The organism is Clostridium sp. 29_15, assembly GCF_001916075.1.
In the GTDB taxonomy this organism is placed as follows: domain Bacteria; phylum Bacillota; class Clostridia; order Clostridiales; family Clostridiaceae; genus Clostridium; species Clostridium lentum.
The window spans coordinates 21062-45308 of the sequence record NZ_MNRT01000042.1 but is presented as its reverse complement, the minus strand read 5'-3'; the positions used below and the strand labels follow the sequence as shown (position 1 = coordinate 45308).

Here is a 24247-nt window from a genome sequence, read left to right as displayed (position 1 = left end):
ATGATAAGAAAAAAAGGAAGCCTTATAATTGAAAATATGTTATCTAGTGCAATGATTATTATATTGATTTTAGGTATTTGTCAAGTTATTGTAAGCAAAGATAAATGGCATGAGATAAAAAATAAGGAAGATGAATTTACTAGAATTACCTATGCAGTAGAAGAGGAGCTTAAATATAACTTAAGTATTGAAGAAATAAAAAATTTAGCAAATAGTAATGTAATTTCTTTATCAAAGGATAATATTTTAAAATGCTTAACAACAGAAGGATTAGAAATGATTCAGAAAGGAGATGATATTGTAATTCTTATTGATAATATTGATAAGGACAGAATTAAAATTAATATCTGTTTAAGAGAAGTCTGTTATGGAAATACTGTAGAAAGTAAACGAAGTTTTGTAAAGGATAGGTTGATGGATGAGTATTACAAATAGACATGAAGGTTTTACTTTATTGGAAGTAATAATTTCATTAGGAATTTCAATGAGTTTATTATTGATAATTATAAAGGTTAATAGTGAGGTTATAAATGATTATTGTAGCAATTCTAAAGAAAGCATTTTGGAAGATAATTTTGATAATGCTATGTTAAATTTAGATAATATAATAAATGGTTATGAAGTAAGCGATATAAAAGCTGAAAATAATCAAATTATCATTAAATATGATCTTGATTTTGAAAAAGATTATTATAAAATTAGAAAAATTTTTTTTAGTAGTAATAAGCTTATGGTATCAACTATTAATCATGATTCTAAGGGGATAAGTAGCGGAAAAAATGTAATATTAAATAATGTTAAAGAATTTAATGTGTATACAAAAAAATCTTTAATATACTTTGAAATAATTACGGAATTAGGGGAAAGTAGGATTAGATGTATATAAAGAAAACAGAAAAAGAAGGATTTATTCTAGTTGAAACAATGATAATAGTAGCAGTATGTATTTTAATTTTAAATATGTATATAAAAGGAACTATATGGGATATAGAAAAAAGTTCACTTTATACAATAAATAACGATTTGCTATATATGGATGAAAGTGAGCTTGAATTTATTGATGTTGTAAAAGAAGAAATTAATAAAAATCAAGAATTAAAGGATAAAATAAAAAATGATGAATTAATTAAAGAATTGGAATATAGGTATACTAATGATGATTTTAGCTTTAATATTACTAAAGGGAAGATATTTCTTATTAAAAGTGAAAATAAAAATAAACTATATAAAAAATTAAAAGCTATTAACTTAGAAGAGGAGATAATAATTATTCCTGATTATTATAAAGCATATAATTTAATGTATTAGGAGCAAAATAATGATTAGTAAAAAATTAATTTTATTTAAGCAGTATTTTTTATATGAAGGTAAAAAGTATACTATAGATGAATTTTTTAATAATATTAATGAAATTTATAAAAACCTAAAGATAATTATAGCTGAAAATGAAATGTTTATTTCTCAGTACAAATTGGAAGATAATAATGTAACAGTATTTTTAGATAATATTATGATGAATAATGAAGTTAATAATGAAAATATTCTAACAGACTATTATTATAATAAAAGAAAAAAGATCTTATATTTATATTCATTAAATGAAGGAAAATATATAAACAAGATTGCTAATGATAAAACAATTGTTAAGGTTATACCAATACAATTCTACATAAGAAATATTTTGAAGATTGCTTTGTATAGAAAATCAAAAGTTTTGGTGATTACAAAGATACATAAAAATATTTACGCAATTATTTCTGAAAAAGGGTGCATTACTTATTCAAATATATTAACAAATGATAAAAATGTTTTGAATAATGAAATACTGAAATTTGCTAAAGATATAGAAATTATTCTTGATAAAGAATTAGAAGATTTTCTTGTGGATGACATTAAGAAGAGTTATAAAATAAGTATTAAATCTATAGGGAGGAATATTAGTGAAAAAATTTATAAAATATAAAGGTTTTTTACCACCTCGCTATGTAGATGAAAAGATAAGTAAGAATAAAAAAAATAATAAGAAAGCTATTTGGATGTTAGTAATATTAAACTTTTATATGTTACCGGTAAATTTTAGAAATGTTTTAAAGGAAACTAATGATGAGAAGATTGTTAATATAACATATTATAATGAAAATGAAAAATTAATAGAGGATATATCAAAATGGCTTGAGGTAGCATCTCTAGGTATTGATTCAATAGAGGTTAAAGAGAATAAAGGCATAGTGAGTGTACTTAATAAGGATATATTATGTGAGGTTGAAAATAAAGGATACGGAATAATTAAAATTACGCAAGAAAATTCAATTTATAAAGCCAATATTGTTAAGGATGATTAAAAATGAAAAAAGAAATAAAAGAATTAATTTTAATGGTGATAACAGTTATTTTTACTATAATCCAACTTATATTTTTCCTACAGAATACTTTAACAGCTAATAAGGAAACGACTCAATTAACTAACATATCTGAAACAAAAAATGAAGACGTTAAATTTTCAACTATTAATGATGAATTAAAAGCTTTGGAGAATGGTATTATAAGTGATATAAATGATAGCGGTGATAGCTGGAAAGTGAAGATTATATTAGATGGCAATAAAGAAGAAATTTTAAATTCATTAAATAAATTAAACAATATGGAAAAATATACAATAAATGAATATAATATTGATGGTAATAAAGGCTATTTTGCAGTTAAATTGTATTTAAATAGGAGAAAATAGAGTTTTTTTTACTCTTATTACCGAAATAATTGCATTTCTTTAGTAATTTTGATAGAATGTTTTTGTTGTATCATAAAACAACGAAAAAGGTTATGACTATTAATTTATTTTAAAGGTCATAATAACTATGAATTCAAGTTATTTTGGAGGGAAATATATGATATCAGCAGGTGATTTAAGAAAAGGTACTACTTTTGAGCATGAAGGACAAGTTTTCACAGTTATCGATTTCTTACATGTTAAACCAGGAAAAGGAGCTGCATTTGTTAGAACTAAGTTAAGAAATGTTATATCTGGAGGTGTTACAGATACAACGTTCAACCCAACAGCTAAACTTCAAGAAGCAGTAATAGAAAGAAAAGAAATGCAATACTTATATTCTGATGGGGAATTATATTATTTCATGGATCAAGAAACATTTGAACAAATTCCTTTAAACTATGAAAAAGTTGAAGAAGCTATAAAATTCTTAAAAGAAAACATGTTTGCAATTATTAAATTCTACAAAGGTGAAGCATTCTCAGTTGAAGCACCAAATTTTGTTGAATTATTAATTACACAATGTGATCCAAGTGTTAAAGGTAATACAGCTACAAATGCTATGAAGCCAGCAACATTAGAAACTGGAGCACAAGTTAACGTTCCAATGTTCGTAAATGAAGGAGATACTATAAGAGTAGATACTAGAACTGGCGAATATATGGAAAGAGTTTAGTTATAAAAAGCTAAGTTATATAACTTAGCTTTTTATTTTAATATTTCATATTATTTTAATTTTTTAGTAAATTGTTTTTAACTAGGAAATACGGGTATAATTATTAATGTAATTATTTTTCAGAAGGATGTGTAAAAATGAAGAAAATTTTTGATGAAATTAATGATTTAAGACAAGTTATTAATGACATAGATGATGAAAAATATAAAAATATTTTATCTGCAATAAGTGGTGTCGTAAATGATATGGCATTAAAAGTTGAGGAAATAATAGTAAAGCAGGAAGCTATTGAAGAAAATATGGAATACATAGGTGATGATTTAACAGATATGAGAGAAGAGTTATTTGAGGAAGTTTCATTTGATGATTTAGAAAATCTAGAAGATGAATATGAAGAAATACACTGTCATAACTGTGGTAAGCCGTTATTTGTTGAAAGAAAAGCAATAGAAAACAACTCTTCAATTCCGTGTCCTTTCTGCAATAAAAATGCAAAATAGAAAAATATACAAGAAGAAGTGATAATTAAAATTTATCGCTTCTTTTTTTACGGAATAATTTACATAAATATATATTGAAATGAATATTAATTTAATATGTGAAATAGTAATTACATGACTAAGTTTAGTGATGGAAGGAAGTGAAGTGAGTGGACAATTGCATCGAGGTATTACAGGTTTTACCGAAAAAAATCATAGAAATAATAGAAGGCAAAGTTGACACTAAGAAAATTCAAGAAATAAGGATAAAAGTTAATAAGCCAGTAATCATAAATATCAACAATGAGGAATTGGTACTTGATTATATAGTTTCAAAAGATGAACTTAAATATATCATAACTAAGATATCTAGTTACTCCTTATATGCCTTTGAAGAGGAAATGAAGCAAGGATACATTACTTTTAGAGGTGGACATAGAATTGGTTTAGCTGGACAATGTGTAATGGAAAACGGACGAGTCAAGATTTTAAGAAATATATCATCTATTAATATTAGAATATGTAAGGAGATAATTGGATCATCTAATAAGATAATGCCTTATATATCTAACTTTAATAAAGTATATAATACACTTATTGTATCGCCGCCCAAATGTGGCAAAACTACAATTTTAAGAGATATAGCAAAAAATATATCAAATGGATTTTCGCGAATAAATCTCAAAGGTAAAAAAGAAGTAATTATCGAGAAACGAAGTGAGATAGCAGGTTGCTATAATGGAATTCCTCAAATGAATGTAGGTATTAGAAGTGATGTTTTAGATAATTGCTTAAAAACAAATGGAATAATAATGGCTATAAGGAGCTTATCACCAGAAGTAATTATCTGTGATGAAAATATGATATTGACAGTGCATGGTATTGATTTGGATGATGTTAGTCGTAGGAAAAGTTTAAAAGAGCTTATTAATGATAATATACTTGAAAGGATTGTTGTTTTAAGTTCTAAAAATGGGCCTGGAACCTTAGAAAAAGTCTATAAGATACAAGAAGGAGGGCAAATTAAGTGTTTAGATATTTAGTTTTAATATGTATCTTTTTAATATGCTCATATATTGGATTTATTATTGGGGAAAGTTACAAGAAGAGAAGTATTAACCTCAAAGAATTTCAAAAAGCAATAATACTTATGAATAACGACGTAATTTATAATAACACTCCACTGATTGAGGCTTTGTATGATGTAAGTAAAAAAATAACTGGTGAATTATCTTCAATGTTTAAGGAAATTGCATCTACTTTAGAGGAAGGAAAAGCAAATAGCGTTTTTGATATTTTTAATAATATTTATGGTAAGTATGAAAATGATTTAAGTTTTAAAAAAGAAGATTATGGGATAGTATCAGATTTCTTTAGAACACTAGGTGAAACAGGGGTATTTGGACAAGAGAAAATATTTAAACTGACTTCAGAACAAGTAAAACTTAATTATCAAGAAGCTTTAAAGGAAGCCAAAGTTAATATAAAGATGTATAGGACTTTAGGGGTATGCGCAGGAGCATTAATAGTAATATTTTTCATATAAAAGGAGGAATTTAAATGGTATTTGATGTAGGCGTATTATTTAAAATTGGTGCAATGGGCATATTGCTTATAGTAATTGAGCAGCTATTAAAGGCTAATGGTAAAAATGATATTGCTGTACTGGCTAATTTGGCAGGTATAGTGATTATTTTAATTACCATAATAGGAATGGTATCCACATTATTTGATACAGTAAGAGCAATGTTTACGATGTAGGTGAGATAAATGGAGATAATTAGAATAATATCTATAGCTTTAATAGCATTATTTTTATATATATTTGTGAAAGAAAAGAAATCAGATATTGCTGTATTGATTATTTTAGCAGCCAGTATAATAATTTTGCTATATATGATCACACAACTAGGACAAATTGTATCCTTTATAAATTCAATTGCAGCGAAAGCAAATATAGATATCGTTTATATAGAAATTATTTTGAAAATACTAGCAATTGCATATCTTGCTTCATTTTGTAGTGAAATATGTAAAGATGCAGGGGCTGGAAGTTTAGCTTCTAAGGTTGAGTTTTCAGCTAAAATAATGATTTTAGTATTAGCTATACCAATATTGATGGCGGTACTTGATTCAATTCTTCAGATATTATAGGTGATTTAATGAAAATGAATAAATGCTTAAAATATTCATCAATTATTTTATTATTGATAGGGTTGTTCTTTTTTTCTTATAACAGTCAATTAGCTTATGCCGAAGATAATAATTATAATGTAATATCTAATGATGAAATAAATGGTGATTTGGAGGGACTATATGATTATATAAGCACTATGAAGAGTGATTTTGAATTAATTAATGATTTGGACCCAGTATCTTATATAAAAAATTATATAACTACAGGAAAGGGCAATTTAAGCTTTAGTAAAATCTGTGATGCTGTTATTAGCCTATTATTTAAGGAAGTAAAAACAGTATTATCTATGTGCATAACTATTGTAGTAATTGGAATAATATGCTCTCTTATTAAAAACCTTCAAAGTGCTTTTTCATCGGATAGCATATCGGAAATTGCATTTTATGCCTGTTATGCATTAATGATAATTGTTCTTACAAGAACTTTTATAATTTCCTTAGACTTGGCTAAAGATATAATAACGGAAATAAGCGGTTTTATGTCTAAATTACTTCCTATATTGGTAGTTATGTTAGGTGTGGCAGGAGGGTTTACAGAATCAGCAACAATGGATCCTATAGTCTTAGGAACAACAATAATTATACCTAAGATATATTTAAATATAATTTTACCGTTAATATTGATTACATTTGTTTTACAATTCACTAATAACATTTCAACGGAGCCTAAAATCTCTAACTTATGCAGCTTGGTGAAAAGTGCAGTATTATGGATTCAAGGATTGATTTTGACAGTTTATATAGGACTTTTGACTGTGAGAGGAATTACAGCATCAACTATTGATGCCGTAACACTTAAAACAGCTAAATTCACAATTGATAATTTCATACCTATTGTAGGTAAAACTTTTTCTGATGCAATTACTTCTGTAGCTGGATACTCCTTAGTGGGGCTTATTGTATTAATACTTATAATAATATATCCAATCATAAAGATATTTTTATCATCAATAATTTTGAAAATTTCGTCATCATTATTAGAACCTATAGCAGATAAGCGAATTACAAAAGCAGTTTTTTCCGCTGGGGATTCTTTAGTTTTAATATTGTCCAGCGTACTATGTGTAAGTTTAATGTTTTTTGTATTAATTGCCATGATGGTTTCAGCAGGTAAATTTGTAATTGGGGGATAGCTATGGAATATATTAAAAGCTTTATTGAAACATTAGTAACTATAATAATTTTATTTTCTGCAATTGAATTAATATCTCCAAACAATTCAATGAAAAAGTATATTAAATTTGTTTTAGGTTTGATTTTAATAGTAGTAATGTTAAACCCCATAATAGATTTTTTTACGGAAGGCGAAGATAAGATTGTATCTACTATTAAAGAATATGAGGGTATTTTAAGCACAGATACTGAAACAAGCTCCGATGTTGCAGCATCAAATGAAGTGGAAGATGTTTTTATAGAAAATTTAAATAAAAATTCTGCCACTGAGTTAGCAGAGAAATTTCCAGATTATAAGTTTGTATGCGATATAGATTGCAATATAGATTTAAACAATTTTAGTTATGACATAAGTCATGCTAAAATTAGTATTTCCACCAATAAAATTCAGGAGGTAGAAAAGATAGAAAAGGTTGAAATATCTAATGACAATAAGACTAATAGCCAGGCGTACAGTGATGATGAACAAAAAATATTAAGTTATGTTTCAAATATGCTTGGTATTTCAGAAGATAAAATAGAAATTTATACTGTGAGTTAATTAGGTAGGTGATTGGATGGATAATAAAAAATTAAGCGATAACTTGAAATCTTTAAGCAAAAATAAAGGCTTTATTAATGCATTAATATTTTTGCTAGTTGTTTTGTTTATATGGTTAGTTTTGACTAGTTTCAATAAGGTGAACTTTTCAAATAACAATAATGGCAATGATGGTAGTAATACTAATGGAGCATCAGAAGTAGATGCAGCTTTAAGTACTGAAAGTAATGTAAGTTTAAGTTATGAGCAGGCACAAAAAGAAGAGCTAGAGGAGATTTTAAGCAAGATTGAAGGTGTAGGTAAGGTATCTGTTATGATTCGTTTTGAAAGTGGTGAAGTTAAAGTGCCAGCAGTAGATAGTTCTAATCAGATTTCAAAAACAGTAGAAGATGATGGAAATGGTGGTATAAGAACAACAGAACAGGAGAGTCAGGGAGATACAGTGGTAATGAGTTCCAATGGTAGCAGTAGTAATCCATTTATAACTAAGACATATAATCCAGCGGTAACAGGTGTTATCATCACTGCTGAAGGTGCCACAAGTAGTAAAGTTAAATACGAAATACAGCTAGCAGTTTCAAAATTATATGATATAGGTTTAGACAAGGTTAATGTATATCCATCAACAAATTAGCATATAATTTGTTAGAAAGTATATGGGAGGAGTATATATGACAAAAAGACAATTTGCAATTATTTTTACACTGATGGCTTTAATTGTTTGTGTAGGTGTACTAGCATCTAAGCTTAATAAGGATGGATTTAATGATCCAGGAGATTTGGGTGCGGTATTGCAGCAAAATGATGATAAAACAACAGATGAGGATAAGGAAACATTGAGCACACAAGATTATTTTTATAATATGAGAGCAGCTAAAGATCAAGAGGATTCCCTTTATGTTGAAAATCTAGAATCTATTAAAAATGATGAAACTACTTCTCAAGAGCAAAAAGACATAGCAAATCAAAAGTTAATAGATAAAACTAATATAAAAGCTCAAGAAAGCAGTGTAGAACAGGATATTAAAAATCAAGGATATGAAGATGCAATATGTATGATAGATAATAATAAGGTAAAAGTTTATGTGAAGGTTGATGCGGATTTAACTAAAGAAGAATCAGGTTTAATTCAAAAATCTGTGGAAGATATAACTACATTAACTGATATTACAATACTAGCAAAGAAATAATACGTTGTCATAATTAATGTATTTTGTTATAATGTACCTATGATAAATGAGGTGTGCTAAACTGTATACCTTGAGGAGGGTGAAGTATGGAAAATATTAAGGACGAATCTACTTTAGGCGTAGTTAGAATATCTGATGAAGTTGTAAGTGTTATAGCCAGTATAGCTGCTGAAGAGATACAAGGAATAGTTGAAATTCCAACAGGAGTTGGCAATAATATATCTCAAATTCTAAAAGGTAAGAAGACTACAACAGGAAAGAGCGTAAAAGTAACCTTAGGTGAAGATGCTGCAACTATTGAATTAACTGTTGCTGTTGAGTATGGAATAAATATTCCCGAAGTGATAAGTTTAGTTCAAGAAAATGTTAAGAAGACCGTTGAAGCTATGACAGGGTTAAATGTTGAAGCAGTTAATGTAAATGTTCAAAACATATATGTTCCTAAAAAGGAACAAAACTTAGAAAAAGAAGTTTAATTGATAGCCCTCTGAAATTCAGAGGGTTTCTCATTGCAGGAGAGAAAGATAATAACTTTTAATAGACATAATGTTAATAATATTGTAATATACATATGTTTAATTAATATGATGAAAGTTTATAATAAAACTAATATATGATGTTTAGAGGATACTTAGGAGGAAATATGAAAAGAAAAAGATCAAGAGAAATAGCAATGGAATTATTATTCAGTATGGAAATAAGCAAGAATTCCTATGAACAAACTATAGAAAGCTTTATTGAAAACTACGAAATGGATTTAAAGACTATAGATTTAGAATATATAAAAGAAGTTATGAAATCTGTTACAGATTACAAAGAAGAAATTGATGAAATAATAAAAAATTCATTAATTAACTGGACTATAGAGAGAGTTTCTAAAGTTAATTTAATAATCGTAAGATTAGCAATTGCAGAAATGCTTTATATTGATGATGTTCCAGAGGTAGTTGCTATAAACGAAGCAATTGAGCTTACTAAAAAGTATTCAGATGATAAGAGTGTATCATTTGTTAATGGAGCTTTAGATAAAGCATTTAAGAATATAAAATAAATATAAGTTGTTGGGGAGTTATAGAGAATGGGAGAAATAATAAACGTTATAGATTTAGCTAAGAGCATAAAAGGGCAAATTGCTGAATTTGTTTCTCAAAGAGCAAATAATGGAGAAATTATACCTAAGATAGCATCAATTGTTGTAGGTGAAGATGGTGGATCTATTTTTTACATTAATAGTCAAGAAAAAGTGGCTAATTCTTTAGGCATATTGTTTGAAAAAATATTATTAAAAGAATCTACTACTGAAGAAAATTTAATTAATGAGATAATATCATTAAATAATAATGAGAAAATTCATGGAATTATACTTCAATTACCATTACCAAAACATATTGATGAGAAAAAGGTAATCTCATACATATCACCAGATAAGGATATAGACTGTTTAACTTATATCAATCAAGGTAAATTATATGCAGGTCACAAGAAATTCATACCATGTACTCCTAATTCTGTGGTAACAATCTTAGATAGCTTAAATATTAATCTTCAAGGAAAAGAAGTAGTTGTTGTTGGACGTAGCAATATTGTAGGTAAGCCTGTAGCTGTTTTAATGCTAGAAAGAAACTGTACAGTTACTGTTTGTCATTCTAAGACTAAGGATCTTCAAAGTGTATGTCAAAGAGCAGATATACTTATTTTAGCTATTGGCATTCCAAATTACATCGATTCTTCATATGTAAAAGAAGAAGCAATTGTTATAGATGTTGGTACATCTTCTTTAAATGGTAAAATAACTGGTGATGTTTTAATTGATGATGTTATAGGAAAAGTATCTTATATGACAAAAGTGCCAGGTGGAGTAGGAACATTAACAACTACACTTTTAATGAAAAATGTTTGTGAGGCATTGAAATAATTATGAAAATTAAAACATTATCTGTATCAGAATTGAATAGTTATATAAAAAAAATATTAGATAATGACTTTATATTAAATAATCTCTCTGTAAAAGGGGAGATTTCTAATTTAAAATATCATTCATCAGGACATATATATTTTTCTCTAAAAGATGATAGTGGTAAAATAAACTGTATTATGTTTAAGAATAAAGCATATGAATTGGCATTTAATTTAGAAGATGGTATGAATGTCATTGTAAGAGGTAAAGTATCAGCTTATGAAGCAAATGGAACTTTTCAAATATATTGCAATGAAATTGAAAAGGAAGGTCTTGGAGATTTATACATAAGATATGAACAATTAAAGAAAAAGTTAGAACTCCAAGGATATTTTGATTTAGCGAACAAAAAGCCAATTCCAAAAGAACCTGTAGCCATAGGAATTGTCACATCATCAACTGGTGCAGCAATTGAAGATATAAAAAACGTTATTAGAAGAAGAAATAGATTTGTTGATCTCTTCTTATATCCAGCACAAGTCCAAGGAAAAGGTGCTTTTAAGAGTATTATAGATGGAATTAGGTATTTTAATAATAAGAAGAACGTTGATTTAATAATTGTTGGTAGAGGTGGAGGTTCTATTGAAGAATTATGGAATTTTAATGAGGAAGCTCTAGCAGAGGAAATTTTTCATTCTGAAATTCCTATTATTTCAGCTGTAGGTCATGAAGTAGATTATACAATAGCTGATTTTGTAGCGGATCTTAGAGCTTCTACTCCTTCTCAAGCTGGAGAATTAGCTGTACCTTTAGATAGTGAGATTTATTTTACTATTAGTGAATATGAAAACTACTTAAATAAGTATATGATTGAAAGATTTAATGATGAAAAATCTAAGATTAATAATTTTTCTAGAATATTAAGTTTAAATTCACCAATGAATAAGGTTGTAAATAGTTATTTGGAAGTAGAAAAAGTAAAAGAAAAACTAGATAGTTTGCTTAATAAGAAAATTGCTCTTGAAAAACAAAAGTTAATTTCACTAAATAACGTATTACAAGCTCATAGTCCTTTAAATATTTTATCTAAGGGTTATGCTATAATAGAAGATGAAAATGGAAATATACTAAAAGAAATAAAAGATTTTAATAAAGATATGAATGTTAAAATAAACTTAAGTGATGGAATTATTAAGGGGAATTTAAAATTATTGTAGAGGAGGAGAATGCTTTGGCAAAAAAAGAAAATTATAATGAAATGCTAAATTTATTAGAATCCACTATTGAGACTTTAGAAAACAATGATTTAGGTCTTGAAGATGCTATGAAAGAATATGAAAAGGGAAGCAAATTAGTTAATAAGTTATATAAGACTCTAGCTAATTTAGAGGGTAAATTTATAACACTAAAAGAAGCTTCAGATAGGGTAAATGATCATGAAAATTAAACAATTGAAAGAATTAGTTGATAATTATCTAAGTAATTACTTTAAAAATAAAGGATCATATAATTCATTAATATATGATGCTGCTAACTATAGCTTAAATGTTGGTGGAAAAAGGATACGCCCTATATTATTTATGCTGGTATACAATATGTATAAAGGTAAAGATAAGGAAATAATTGATATGGCAGCGGCTATTGAAATGATTCATACTTATTCACTCATACATGATGATTTACCTTGTATGGATAATGATGACTTAAGAAGAGGGAAACCAACTAATCATAAGGTATATGGAGAAAATATTGCAGTGTTAGCAGGAGATGCCTTATTAAACGAAGCGATGATTTTACTTATGGATTTCTCGATAAAAAATGGAAAAGATGCACTTGTTGCTGCAAGAGAAATTGCCTATGCTGCTGGTGCAGATGGAATGATAGGTGGTCAAGTCGTAGATATCATAAACGAAGGAAAAAAAATTTCTAAAGAGGAATTAAATTATATGCATCTAAAGAAAACTGGAGAACTTATTAGAGTTTCTATAGTAGCAGGTGCAATTTTAGCAGAAGTAGACAAAAGTGAAATAGAATTATTAAATAAATTTGGGCTGAATTTAGGATTAGCTTTTCAAATTAAAGATGATATACTTGATGTAACTGGTGATGTGAAGAAATTAGGCAAGAATACTTTAGCTGATGGAAATAAATCTAATTTCATTACTATGTATGGATTGGAAGAATGCAAGGTAATGTGTGAAAATTTAACAGATGAATGTATTGCTATTTTAGAGAAGATTTCAGTTAACACAGATATCTTAAAAAAGTTAACTATAGAGCTTTTGGAAAGAGATTTTTAACAAAGGAAGGATATTTATGTCAAAGTTATTAGACAAGATTAGTTCACCAATTGATGTCCATAAGTTTAGTAATAAAGAATTAACAATACTTTCAAATGAAATAAGAGAATTCTTAATAGATAATGTTCTTAAAACTGGAGGACATTTATCATCAAACCTTGGAGTAGTTGAGTTAACATTAAGTTTATATAAAAATTTTAATTTAGAGAAAGATAAGATTGTATGGGATGTTGGTCATCAGAGCTATGTACATAAAATGTTATCAGGTAGAAAAAATCAATTTAGTACACTAAGAAAATATAAAGGAATTAGTGGATTCCCTAAGATAAGTGAAAGTGAATACGATGCCTTTGGAACAGGTCATAGTAGTACATCTATATCAGCAGCTTTAGGGATAGCAAGAGCAAGAGATATATTAAAAGAAGATTACAATGTTGTAGCAGTAATTGGAGATGGAGCACTTACAGGTGGAATGGCCTTAGAAGCCATAAATGATTTAGGCTTTAATAAAAGCAAGATGATTATTATTTTAAACGATAATCAAATGTCAATCAGTAAGAATGTTGGGGCATTATCTAATCATTTAAATATGCTTAGAGTTGCTCCTAATTATAATAAAATAAAGAATGAAATAAATCAAACGCTTAATACTTCAGTAGTTGGTAAAAGTGTTGCCAACTCAATTCATAAAATTAAAGATAGTATTAAAAATCTAGTTGTTCCATCAAAGATGTTTGAAGAAATGGGACTAAAATACATAGGTCCAATTGATGGACATGATATTGAGTTAATGAATGAGGTATTAACACGTGCTAAACAAATAGATGGACCAGTGCTTATTCATGTGATAACAAAAAAAGGTAAGGGATATGAACTTGCTGAGGAAAATCCTAATAAATACCATGGAGTATCTGGTATAAATGATAATACAGAAAAAAATAATGATAACCCTGGAATAAAATACTCACAAGCTTTTGGGGATTTTGTAGTTGCAGAAGCAGAAAAAAATGAAAAGTTAGTATGTTTAACAGCTGCAATGCCAGATGGAACTGGCCTTAATGAATTTGCTAAACTTTATCCTAATAGATTTTTTGATGTGGGAATAGCTGAAGAACATGCAACTACTTTATCCGCAGGTATGGCCAGTGCTGGTTTAAGACCAATATTTGCAGTATATTCAACATTCTTGCAAAGAGCTTTTGATCAGATTATACATGATGTTTGTATTCAAAACCTACCAGTAATTTTTGCAGTAGATAGAGCAGGGATTGTTGGTGATGATGGAGAAACACATCAGGGAGTTTTTGATTTATCATATCTATCTTTAATACCAAATATGACGGTACTTGCTCCTAAGCAAGTAGAAGAACTATCAGTGATGATGAAGTGGGCTCTAAAAGAAAATAGGCCTATAGCAATTAGATATCCAAGAGAAGGGGATTTTTATCATAAATTAACTCCACTAAGTGAAATAAAATATGGGAAATGGGAAAAGATTATAGATGGTGATAAAGTAGCTATAATTTCTGTAGGTAAAATGGTACAATATGCAATGCTTGCCAATGAAGAACTTATTAAAGAAGGAATTAATCCTACAATTATTTCAGCTTCATTTATAAAGCCTTTAGATTTAGAAATGTTGAAAGAATTAGTTGAAAATAATTATGATATCATTACAGTTGAAGATAATGTTGGCAATGGAGGATTTGGAAGCTATGTTATAGAATCATTATATAATTTAGGTTTTAAAGGCAAATTTAAATCTCTATCATATAAAGATGAGTTTATTCCCCATGGAAAAGTTGATTTGCTTTACTCAGAATATGGATTAGATTCAGTCGCAATAAAGAATACTGTTATTACAATGATTAAATAAAAAAGGAGAAACCAATGGCAGTTAAAAAGGAAAGATTAGATGTACTTTTAGTTGAAAAAGGTATATGCACTTCAAGAGAAAGAGCAAAAACAAGTATTATGGCTGGCTTAGTTTATGTAGATGGACAGAAAGTAGATAAAGTTGGAGAAAAGGTAAGTGTTGAAGCTGACATAGTTTACAGAGGAGAAAAGATGCCTTATGTAAGCCGTGGTGGATTTAAGCTTGAAAAAGCAATGAAGGAATTTAACATTGATTTAACTGATGCTGTATGTATGGATATAGGTGCTTCAACAGGTGGGTTTACAGATTGTATGCTACAAAATCATGCAAAAAAAGTATTTTCAGTGGATGTTGGTTATGGGCAATTTGCTTGGAAACTAAGAACTGATGAAAGAGTAGTTTGTATGGAGAGAACTAATATAAGATATGTAACACCAGAAGATATAGGTGAAAAACTTGACTTTGCATCAATAGATGTATCTTTTATATCTCTGAGAACTATTATGCCAGCTGTAAAAGAATTATTAAAGGATGATGGATGTGTAGTTGCATTAATTAAGCCTCAATTCGAAGCAGGAAAAGATAAAGTAGGTAAGAAGGGTGTTGTAAGAGATAAATCTGTTCATAAGGAAGTTGTTACAAATATAGTTAATTTCTTAATAGATAATGAACTGACAGTGCTTGGACTAAGCTTCTCACCAATTAAGGGGCCAGAAGGTAATAGAGAATACCTAGTTTATTTCACTAAGAACAAAGAAAGAGAAACTGATTTTAAATTTGATGTTATAGATCAAATTATTGAAGATTCACATAGCCAGCTTTAATATAGCTGGCTTTAGGTGTATTATAAATTATTAGGGGTGAGGTTATGAAGCATGTTTTAATAGCTTTAAATCCTTCTAAAGATAAAGACGGACTTATATTATATAATGTTATATCAAAGGTATCACATGAATTTGAGGGCGTTAAAATTAAAGTTTTAAATAGTTATGAACTTGCATCTAATGAAATAGATGATGATATTGATCTTGTAATTGTTTTAGGTGGAGATGGTACTATACTTAGTGTAGCACGAGATATAAATGGGTATAAAGATATTCCTATTTTAGGAGTGAATATTGGTAATTTAGGATTCCTGTCCAGTGTAGAATACGGAGAACTTGAGAGTTCTTTAAAAAAGATAAAAAAAGGCTTATATAGTAAACAGAAGAGGATACTGTTGCAATGTAATAATGGAGAAAAATCTAATGTATTAAGGGCTTTAAATGATGTGGTAATAGCAAGAGGGACTTTATCAAGAATAATTAAATTTGATATATACATTGATAAGAAACTTTATATATCGTTTAAGGGTGATGGACTTATTATTGCTACACCAACTGGTTCTACAGCATATTCTTTTTCAGCAGGAGGACCATTTATCTATCCAGATGTTGATGTTGTAACAATAACACCTATCTGTCCACATACAAAGGCAATGCAGCCTATAGTATTAAATAGCAGCTCTGTGATAGAAATCAAGGTTGATAATAACAACGAAGAGATATATCTTACTGTTGATGGACAAAAAGTCATTAAAAAGGAAGATGATGAAATAATAACTATTACGAAATCTGAACATTATGCAGAAATAATCCTTCTTGATGATTATGATTATTTTAATGTTTTAAGAAAAAAAATACTATATAACTCAGAGAAAGAAGAAGGTGAGTAGATGAAATCAAAGAGACATAATAGAATTTTAGAGATAATTAATGAAAAAGAAATAGAAACACAAGAAGAGTTAGCGGAAGAGTTAAAGGCAAGTGGTTTTGAAGTTACTCAAGCTACTATTTCAAGAGATATAAAGATATTAAAGCTCTTAAAAGTACAAAGCATGTCAGGTAAATATAGATATGTTGCTCCAACTAAGGAAGAAAGAAACCTAAATGATAAGCTTTATAGTATACTTGCTAATTCAGCTATATCAGTGGAAAAGGTTGATAAGTTTGTAGTAGTAAAAACACTAACTGGTGCTGCTTCTGCTGCTGCTGAAGCTATAGATAGCTTATATTCAGCAGACATTGCTGGAACAATAGCTGGTGATAATACAATATTTATATTAATAAGAACTGAAGAAAAAGCTTTAGAGTTAATAACAAAAATTAGAAAAATAATTTTATAAATTTAAAAGGTGGGTTATAATGCTTGTTGTTTTAAATATAAAGAATTTTGCTTTAATCCAAGAATTATCTGTTGAGTTTGGAGCTGGATTCAATATTTTATCTGGAGAAACTGGTGCTGGTAAATCGATTTTAATAGATACTATAGACTATGTATTAGGTGGAAAGTTTTCTAAAGAGCTTATTAGGTATGGCGAAGATAAAACTTATGTAGAAGCTATATTTGATATGGAAAATGATGAAATATATACGTTATTAAATGATTTAAATATAGAAAATGATGAATTATTAGTTGTATCAAGAGAAACAACTATTTCAGGAAAAAGTATAATTAAAGTAAATGGAAAAACTATTGTCTTATCACAGTTAAAAAGAATAAGAGAAAAGCTTTTAGATATTCATGGTCAACATCAAAATCAATCTTTATTAAGTAAAGGAACACATATATTATATTTAGATGAGTATAACTCTGAAAATATAAGTCCTTTATTAGAACAATTTGAAATAGTTAAAAATAGACATTCGCAGATAGAAGATAAAATCAATGAATTGAAAGGTAATGACGATAGGGAAAAGATTCTTGATTATATAAAGTTCCAAATAGATGATATTGAAAAAGCAAAGCTTAAGCCAGGTGAAGAAGAAGATTTGCGAGAACAATATAATATTTTAGCAAATGCTGAAAAGATATCTTCTAGCCTTATAAATTCATATAATTATTTAAATAATAATCCACAAGGAAATTCTGTTTTAGAATTATTATCTAAAGTTATTTCAGAATTTTCACATTCAGAAATGCATTTAGAAAAGATAAAAGATAAAAGAGTTCAAGTGGAAGAAGCGTATTATTTACTTGAAGAATCAACAAGAGATATTAGAGATATAGCTAATGAAATATATTATGATGAAAATGAATTAGCAGCAATAAATGAAAGAATATATGAAATTAGTTTATATAAGAAAAAATATGGTGATTCAATTGATGAAATACTTAAATTTTTAGAAAAGCTTAAAAATCAATATGATGAATTTATTAATTCAGAGGAAATAATACTAAATTTAAAAAAAGAATTAAGTGTTATTGAGAAAGATATGAGCGAAATAGGAGTAAAATTACATGAATTTAGATGCATGTCAGCTAAAGACTTAGAAGTAAGAATTAAAGAAGAATTATCATACGTAGGACTAGAAAAAGCTATTATAAAAATAGATGTAAATTTAAGTGAAATTGCCAATAATAGAGGATATGATGATGTTCAATTTCTAATTTCGGCAAATCCTGGTGAACCATTAAAACCGTTGGAAAAAGTATTATCTGGTGGTGAATTATCAAGAATAATGCTTGCTTTAAAATGTGTTTTTGTTGATAAAGATAAAATCCCAACGTTAATATTTGATGAAATTGATACTGGAATAAGTGGTGCCATTGGAAAGCGTGTAGGTGAAAAAATGTACCAAGTATCAGTAAAACATCAAGTTCTATGTATTACACATTTACCACAAATTGCAGCATTATCAGATAATCATTATTTTGTTTCAAAAAAAGTTGAAAATGGTAAAACATTTACTCAGATTAGAATGCTTAATGAGCAAGACAAGGTTTGCGAAATTGCAAAAATGATTGGTGGAGATAACTTAAGCGATGTTGCCATCGATAATTCAAGAGAGATGGTTAAATTAGCTAATATTAAGAAAAATGAAATAAAAAATGAATTTATTTAATACATAATACACTAATTTACTGCAAAAAATAAAATCATGGAATTTCTCCATGGTTTTATTTTTTTATATAAAATTTTTAGCTTATATAATTTTTGACTTTTATAACAACGTTACTATAGCATATAAAAATAGCTACAGGGAAAATTAAAATCAGAAGCAAAGGAGGAGATAAAATGATAAAAAAGCTTATAAAAAATTTTAGCATAATAACTGCTCCAATCTTCATTCTGGTTTTAATTGGAGTCTATAATAATTCACAAGCTGATGAATTATCTATAAAAAACCGAATGAAAGATACAACTTCATATGTAATGAATGATGTACAAAATGCAGATTCTATTGATTGTTACACTAGCTTAATAAATTCTAAAGAATTAACAACTTTGCATAAAGAAAAGAGAAAAGATATTGAAGTTTATCCTGGTGGAATAAGTATAGGCGTTAAGATAAATAATAAAGGTGCTTTAGTAGTAGGTTATTCAGATATATCAACCTATGATGGATTAAGTGAAAGTCCTGGGAAAATAGCAGGTATAGAGCTTGGAGATATTATAGAAGAGGTAAATGGAGAAAATATTGAAACATGTTCTGATTTAATAAGTAAGGTTAAAAGCTGTAGAAATGATGAGCTTACTGTAAAAATACTAAGAGGAAACTCTGAAATAACAAAAAAAGTTCCTTTAATAAAGGAAGATAATGAATATAAAATTGGTTTATGGGTAAGAGATTCTACAGCTGGTATAGGAACATTGACTTTTTATGATAAAGATAGCAAAACTTTTGGAGCTTTAGGTCATCCAATTACTGATGGAGATACTAATGTGTCATTTAATATTAAAAGTGGTACACTCCTTAGATCTTCAATTTTAAGTATTAAAAAAGGGGAAAGAGGAAATCCTGGGGAAATAAAAGGATTATTTATCAACGAAAATGAATCTATAGGTACTATAGAAAAAAATACTAGTTCAGGAATATATGGTGATGGATTAACAGAATTAATAAATCCTAATTTTAATAAAGCAATGACCGTAGCTTATCGAGATGAAATAAAGGAAGGTCATGCACAAATAATTACTACTGTAGAAGATGATGGAGCCAAAGCGTATGATATTGAGATATTAAAATTACTTCCTCAAGATGAACCAGGATCAAAGAGCATGATTATTAAAATTGTGGATCCAGTATTATTAGAAAAAACAGGTGGTATTGTTCAAGGGATGAGTGGTAGTCCTATAATACAAAATGGTAAAATTATAGGAGCTGTAACTCACGTTTTAATAAATAAACCTGATGTAGGATATGGGATATATATTGAATGGATGTTACAAGATGCAGGAGTAATTAAATAAGTAGAAAAGGCTGCTATTAGTTTTAGCAGCCTTTCTTCAATAAAATAACAAAAATATTTCAAAAAAATGTAAAAAAACTGTTATATTTATTTTTTTTATGGTATAATATACTCAATTAAATTAAAAAGTAGAAAAACAATTAATATTCAGTTTTAAAGTTTAAAATTATCTAATGAATAATTTTACCAATGAAATTAAAAATAGGTAGAAAGGGAGAGAAATATGGAAGGAAATAAAATTTCAGTTTTAATTGCAGATGATAATAAAGAGTTTTGCAGTATATTAAATGATTATTTACTAAATCAAAGAGATATAGTTGTTACAGGTATAGCAAAGGATGGAAAAGAGGCTCTAACATTAATTGAGCAAAAACAACCTGATTTAGTTATTCTTGATATAATTATGCCTCATTTAGATGGATTAGGGGTTCTAGAAAGATTACAATCAATGAATCTTGAAAAATTTCCTAGAATTGTAATTTTATCAGCAGTAGGTCAAGATATGATTACTCAAAGAGCAATTACATTAGGAGCAGATTACTATGTTGTAAAACCATTCGACATGGATATATTCACAAAGAGAATTAGAGATATGTTCAATGATAATGTTCCTTCTGAGCCGGTAAGAAGACCTGTGGCGGTAACTGCAGTAGAAACTCCAGTTCAAAAAGGACCTGTAGATTTAGAAACAGAAATTACAAACATAATTCATGAGATAGGTGTGCCAGCACATATCAAAGGGTATATGTATTTAAGAGAAGCTATAACAATGGTTGTTAATGATATGGAATTGTTATCAGCTGTAACAAAAGAATTATATCCATCAATAGCTAAGAAGTACAATACAACAGCTTCAAGAGTAGAGAGAGCAATTAGACATGCTATAGAAGTAGCTTGGGGAAGAGGACAAATAGATGCAATAAATAAACTATTTGGATACACTATTCACACAGATAAGGGCAAGCCTACAAATAGTGAATTCATAGCTATCATTGCTGATAAGCTAAGACTTAAAAATAAAGTATCTTAAATATATAAGAAAGTCAATAAAATGGCTGTTGAACAAATAATATGAAAAAATCAAATCTATTTTGTTTATAGCAACAAAGTGTATTTGATACCAACAAATAAATATTAAATCAAGTAGATAGACACTTTCTATCAGTTGGATAATTTTCAAACTGTTAGGAGGTGTTTTTTTGGCTAAAATTTTAAAAGATAAAAGAGAAGTTTTATTTATGTCACAAAATACAAGTATTGATGTTTGAACATAAATTATTAATTTATCAAAATAAAACCATTAAAATTAAATGAAATGCTGTTTTGTCACTGGGGAAATAGGATGTATTTTATTAAATTATTAAAATAATCCTAACTATGAAGTGATTTATATTTTAATATATAAAAGTATAGACTATATAATATATATTTTTTTGTAAAGAAAGGATAATTATATGAAAAAAGAATTATTAGAAAAGATAACTGACCATTTATTAACAGATATAAAGCCATCAACATATGTAAAATCAATAGAAGATGATTTATGGGGAACACCATTGCAAATAATTAATGAACTTAAAACTGTAGAACAATCACCTAAATATCATCCAGAAGGAAATGTATATAATCATGTAATGCTTGTGGTAGATAAAGCTGCACAGATACGTAGCCTGGCAAATAGTAAAAAAGAATTTATGTTAGCTTCGCTTTTACATGATGTTGGAAAAAAGGTAGCAACAAAAAAGAATATCAAAGGAAACTATACATCATACAATCATGATAAAATTGGCGAAAAAATAGTTAATGATATATTAGTTCAATACGATATTAATAATATAGAACGAGAAAAAATAGTTAATTTAGTTAAATATCATATGCATCATTTGTACATATTGAAAAGTTTACCTTATGAAAATACAGAAGAAATGATTAAAGATGTGGAGCTAAACGATATGATTCTATTGTTTATAAGTGATAGGTTAGGAAGAGGTCAAAAATGTAAAGATGATATTGAAAAGGAACTATCAGATGTAAAAACTATTATAGGGATACTAAAGAAAAAATATAATGTAGATATAGATGTTTTTGAAAAAGCATATAAATTAATAATTAAATAATAAAATGGTATTTACATATATTTAATTATGAATAACTTCATATATTACCTCATAGTATATATGGAAAGAAAAAACTGGAGGTTTAAAATGAATGTTATTGATAAATTGAATAATAGCTATAGAGAAAATAGGATATATTATTTTATGGTTTTAATTTTCTTTTGTGTTGGCATAGCATTAGGAGCTTTTATGGTTAAATATATGAATATTAATGATTCAACAGATCTGTCTAATTATTTTTCATCTTTTACAGAAAGCATACTGGTGAGCCAAGTAGAAAGTACTAAATTATTCTTTAATATATTGATTAAAATATCAATTACAGTCGTAATAATAATTATATTAGGATTTACCGTATTTGGTATACCATTTATCTTGCTAATTGATTTAATAAAGGGATTTACATTAGGCTATACATTTACTTTTTTATTAACAACTTTTAATGGTAAAGGAATCTGGTTGGCAATAGTATCAATTTTACCACAAAATATTTTTTATATTCCAAGTTTTATTGCATTAAGTATAATTTCTATTGAATTTTCCGCTACAAAACTGCGATATAAGTTCTTTAATAAAGGGACAATAAATACAATAGTAAAGAAGGAATTAATTTTTAAAATAGGGGTTTTGGTATGTATATTTATAACTGGTGTGTTTATTGAAAGCTATATATGTCCAAATTTAATGAAATTTATTGTTAGTAAAATTACTTGATAAATTTCTGAATTCCAAGAAATTTATGAGACCAAATAATAATTAAAGGTGAAATGGGGAGAGTTATGAAAGAAATAGTAAATGAATATAAAGAATATTTATTAAATAGTCACAAAAGTGAAAATACTGTTTATGCATATGTAACAGATGTAAATTTATATATAAAATACTTGAATACAAAGGATATTTACCTTGATGAAACAGATAATCTAACTGTACTTGGGTATATACAATATTTATTACAAGAAGGAAAGTCTGAACGGTCAATTAGCAGGATAGTAATAAGCTTAAGAAGCTTCTATAACTATCTTAAAGAGCATAAGATAATACGTGATATCCCTAAGATATATTATAAAAGCACAGATACTACTAAAAAACTTCCAGAGATTCTTACTGTGGAAGAAGTAGATAAAATAATAAAAATAGTAGATAAAGATTGTAATAAAGGGATTAGAGATAATGCCTTACTGGAACTTATGTATGCAACTGGTATGAAGGTGTCTGAAATAATCTCTTTACAAGTAGAAGATATTAATTTAGAACTATCATATGTCAGATGTCATGATAATAAAAATTATGAAAGACTTATTCCTATTGGCAGAAGTGCTGAAGCTGCACTTAAGGAATACCTATCCATAAGAGATATGATTGCAGCAGCAGGTGTTCATAATTTATTTGTTAATTTAAATGGAAACAAATTAACAAGGCAAGGTGTTTGGAGAATAGTTAAGGAATATTCTCATAAAGCAGGAATAAAAAAAGATGTAAATTTAAATACATTTAGGCATTCTTTTGCTGTACATCTATTACAAAATGGTGCAAATGTGAGAGCTGTACAAAAACTTCTGGGCAATCAAGTGTTAACTTATATGGACACATATTATGAAATTATTAATAATGATAAAATTAATGTGGTATATAAGAATTCACATCCTAGAGCATAGATATTATAAAAAAGGTGAATATTCTTCTATTAAAGTGGTATAATTTGTAGTATTACATGGTGAAAGCATGTATAATAAAAAATGGTTAGCAAATGCTAATTTAGATAAAGATTATTGCAGAATGGGTAACATATAAGGAGGAAAA

32 protein-coding genes are annotated in these 24247 nt (G+C 27.5%); all 32 read left to right on the top strand.

What is annotated here, in order from left to right:
* On the top strand, positions 1-435 hold the full coding sequence (locus BHW04_RS11005) for a hypothetical protein (RefSeq protein ID WP_022212624.1): 435 nt from the start codon (positions 1-3) through the stop codon (positions 433-435).
* A complete protein-coding gene (locus tag BHW04_RS11000; protein WP_022212623.1) occupies positions 419-886 on the top strand; it encodes a prepilin-type N-terminal cleavage/methylation domain-containing protein in 468 nt (155 codons plus the stop codon). Before BHW04_RS11005 ends, BHW04_RS11000 begins: the two co-directional genes overlap by 17 nt.
* Positions 877-1308 carry a hypothetical protein gene (locus tag BHW04_RS10995; RefSeq protein WP_022212622.1) on the top strand — a complete coding sequence of 144 codons (432 nt, stop codon included), beginning with the start codon at positions 877-879 and terminating at the stop codon, positions 1306-1308. The genes BHW04_RS11000 and BHW04_RS10995 overlap by 10 nt, the downstream gene beginning before the upstream one ends.
* A 10-nt stretch (positions 1309-1318) precedes the next feature.
* Entirely contained in the window at positions 1319-1963 is a 645-nt protein-coding gene (locus tag BHW04_RS10990) for a hypothetical protein (RefSeq protein ID WP_022212621.1), read from the top strand.
* On the top strand, positions 1941-2342 hold the full coding sequence (locus tag BHW04_RS10985) for a hypothetical protein (RefSeq protein WP_022212620.1): 402 nt from the start codon (positions 1941-1943) through the stop codon (positions 2340-2342). The genes BHW04_RS10990 and BHW04_RS10985 overlap by 23 nt, the downstream gene beginning before the upstream one ends.
* A gap of 2 nt (positions 2343-2344) precedes the next feature.
* Entirely contained in the window at positions 2345-2728 is a 384-nt protein-coding gene (locus BHW04_RS10980) for a hypothetical protein (protein ID WP_022212619.1), read from the top strand.
* Between the two features lie 157 nt (positions 2729-2885).
* The gene (gene efp, locus BHW04_RS10975) at positions 2886-3443 is read left to right on the top strand and encodes an elongation factor P (RefSeq protein ID WP_022212618.1); all 558 of its coding nucleotides are present in this window, start codon (positions 2886-2888) and stop codon (positions 3441-3443) included.
* 137 nt (positions 3444-3580) lie between these two features.
* The gene (locus BHW04_RS10970; RefSeq protein WP_022212617.1) at positions 3581-3943 is read left to right on the top strand and encodes a CD1247 N-terminal domain-containing protein; all 363 of its coding nucleotides are present in this window, start codon (positions 3581-3583) and stop codon (positions 3941-3943) included.
* 149 nt (positions 3944-4092) lie between these two features.
* Positions 4093-4965 carry a stage III sporulation protein AA gene (spoIIIAA, locus tag BHW04_RS10965; protein ID WP_302699650.1) on the top strand — a complete coding sequence of 291 codons (873 nt, stop codon included), beginning with the start codon at positions 4093-4095 and terminating at the stop codon, positions 4963-4965.
* Complete coding sequence (locus tag BHW04_RS10960; RefSeq protein WP_022212615.1) at positions 4950-5468, top strand: stage III sporulation protein SpoAB; 519 nt, start codon at positions 4950-4952, stop codon at positions 5466-5468. The genes spoIIIAA and BHW04_RS10960 overlap by 16 nt, the downstream gene beginning before the upstream one ends.
* Positions 5469-5482: 14 nt before the next feature.
* A complete protein-coding gene (gene spoIIIAC / locus BHW04_RS10955; protein ID WP_022167935.1) occupies positions 5483-5683 on the top strand; it encodes a stage III sporulation protein AC in 201 nt (66 codons plus the stop codon).
* A 9-nt stretch (positions 5684-5692) separates the two neighbouring features.
* On the top strand, positions 5693-6076 hold the full coding sequence (gene spoIIIAD, locus BHW04_RS10950; RefSeq protein WP_022212614.1) for a stage III sporulation protein AD: 384 nt from the start codon (positions 5693-5695) through the stop codon (positions 6074-6076).
* Between the two features lie 8 nt (positions 6077-6084).
* Entirely contained in the window at positions 6085-7251 is a 1167-nt protein-coding gene (gene spoIIIAE / locus BHW04_RS10945) for a stage III sporulation protein AE (protein WP_302699647.1), read from the top strand.
* 2 nt (positions 7252-7253) lie between these two features.
* Positions 7254-7832, top strand: a complete 579-nt coding sequence (gene spoIIIAF, locus BHW04_RS10940) for a stage III sporulation protein AF (protein WP_022212612.1) — start codon at positions 7254-7256, stop codon at positions 7830-7832.
* A 16-nt stretch (positions 7833-7848) separates the two neighbouring features.
* Positions 7849-8466 (top strand): stage III sporulation protein AG, encoded by a 618-nt coding sequence (gene spoIIIAG / locus BHW04_RS10935; protein ID WP_302699645.1) that lies wholly within the window; start codon positions 7849-7851, stop codon positions 8464-8466.
* Positions 8467-8503: 37 nt separating this feature from the next.
* The gene (locus BHW04_RS10930) at positions 8504-9022 is read left to right on the top strand and encodes a SpoIIIAH-like family protein (protein ID WP_022212610.1); all 519 of its coding nucleotides are present in this window, start codon (positions 8504-8506) and stop codon (positions 9020-9022) included.
* An 86-nt stretch (positions 9023-9108) separates the two neighbouring features.
* Positions 9109-9498: an Asp23/Gls24 family envelope stress response protein gene (locus BHW04_RS10925; protein ID WP_022212609.1), complete on the top strand. Its 390-nt coding sequence runs from the start codon at positions 9109-9111 to the stop codon at positions 9496-9498.
* A gap of 167 nt (positions 9499-9665) precedes the next feature.
* Positions 9666-10073 (top strand): transcription antitermination factor NusB, encoded by a 408-nt coding sequence (gene nusB, locus BHW04_RS10920; RefSeq protein ID WP_022212608.1) that lies wholly within the window; start codon positions 9666-9668, stop codon positions 10071-10073.
* Between the two features lie 27 nt (positions 10074-10100).
* The gene (locus tag BHW04_RS10915) at positions 10101-10937 is read left to right on the top strand and encodes a tetrahydrofolate dehydrogenase/cyclohydrolase catalytic domain-containing protein (RefSeq protein WP_302699642.1); all 837 of its coding nucleotides are present in this window, start codon (positions 10101-10103) and stop codon (positions 10935-10937) included.
* Between the two features lie 2 nt (positions 10938-10939).
* Positions 10940-12136: an exodeoxyribonuclease VII large subunit gene (xseA, locus tag BHW04_RS10910; protein WP_022212606.1), complete on the top strand. Its 1197-nt coding sequence runs from the start codon at positions 10940-10942 to the stop codon at positions 12134-12136.
* Positions 12137-12150: 14 nt separating this feature from the next.
* Positions 12151-12366: an exodeoxyribonuclease VII small subunit gene (gene xseB / locus BHW04_RS10905; protein WP_022212605.1), complete on the top strand. Its 216-nt coding sequence runs from the start codon at positions 12151-12153 to the stop codon at positions 12364-12366.
* Positions 12356-13219, top strand: a complete 864-nt coding sequence (locus BHW04_RS10900; RefSeq protein ID WP_302699640.1) for a polyprenyl synthetase family protein — start codon at positions 12356-12358, stop codon at positions 13217-13219. The genes xseB and BHW04_RS10900 overlap by 11 nt, the downstream gene beginning before the upstream one ends.
* Before the next feature lie 16 nt (positions 13220-13235).
* Complete coding sequence (dxs, locus tag BHW04_RS10895) at positions 13236-15095, top strand: 1-deoxy-D-xylulose-5-phosphate synthase (protein ID WP_302699638.1); 1860 nt, start codon at positions 13236-13238, stop codon at positions 15093-15095.
* A gap of 14 nt (positions 15096-15109) precedes the next feature.
* The gene (locus tag BHW04_RS10890) at positions 15110-15919 is read left to right on the top strand and encodes a TlyA family RNA methyltransferase (RefSeq protein WP_022212602.1); all 810 of its coding nucleotides are present in this window, start codon (positions 15110-15112) and stop codon (positions 15917-15919) included.
* 44 nt (positions 15920-15963) lie between these two features.
* Positions 15964-16809: an NAD(+)/NADH kinase gene (locus BHW04_RS10885; protein WP_022212601.1), complete on the top strand. Its 846-nt coding sequence runs from the start codon at positions 15964-15966 to the stop codon at positions 16807-16809.
* Positions 16810-17259, top strand: a complete 450-nt coding sequence (locus tag BHW04_RS10880) for an arginine repressor (RefSeq protein ID WP_022212600.1) — start codon at positions 16810-16812, stop codon at positions 17257-17259. It abuts the gene before it with no gap.
* 19 nt (positions 17260-17278) lie between these two features.
* The gene (gene recN, locus BHW04_RS10875) at positions 17279-18979 is read left to right on the top strand and encodes a DNA repair protein RecN (protein ID WP_302631196.1); all 1701 of its coding nucleotides are present in this window, start codon (positions 17279-17281) and stop codon (positions 18977-18979) included.
* A gap of 173 nt (positions 18980-19152) precedes the next feature.
* Positions 19153-20328: a SpoIVB peptidase gene (gene spoIVB, locus BHW04_RS10870; protein ID WP_302631195.1), complete on the top strand. Its 1176-nt coding sequence runs from the start codon at positions 19153-19155 to the stop codon at positions 20326-20328.
* Between the two features lie 222 nt (positions 20329-20550).
* Entirely contained in the window at positions 20551-21357 is an 807-nt protein-coding gene (gene spo0A, locus BHW04_RS10865) for a sporulation transcription factor Spo0A (RefSeq protein ID WP_022212597.1), read from the top strand.
* Between the two features lie 424 nt (positions 21358-21781).
* Positions 21782-22444 carry an HD domain-containing protein gene (locus BHW04_RS10860; protein WP_302699634.1) on the top strand — a complete coding sequence of 221 codons (663 nt, stop codon included), beginning with the start codon at positions 21782-21784 and terminating at the stop codon, positions 22442-22444.
* An 87-nt stretch (positions 22445-22531) separates the two neighbouring features.
* Positions 22532-23158, top strand: coding sequence for a stage II sporulation protein M (gene spoIIM / locus BHW04_RS10855; protein ID WP_302623685.1), 627 nt, complete (start codon positions 22532-22534; stop codon positions 23156-23158).
* A gap of 65 nt (positions 23159-23223) precedes the next feature.
* Positions 23224-24102, top strand: a complete 879-nt coding sequence (locus BHW04_RS10850; RefSeq protein WP_022212594.1) for a tyrosine-type recombinase/integrase — start codon at positions 23224-23226, stop codon at positions 24100-24102.
* Positions 24103-24247: the final 145 nt, after the last annotated feature.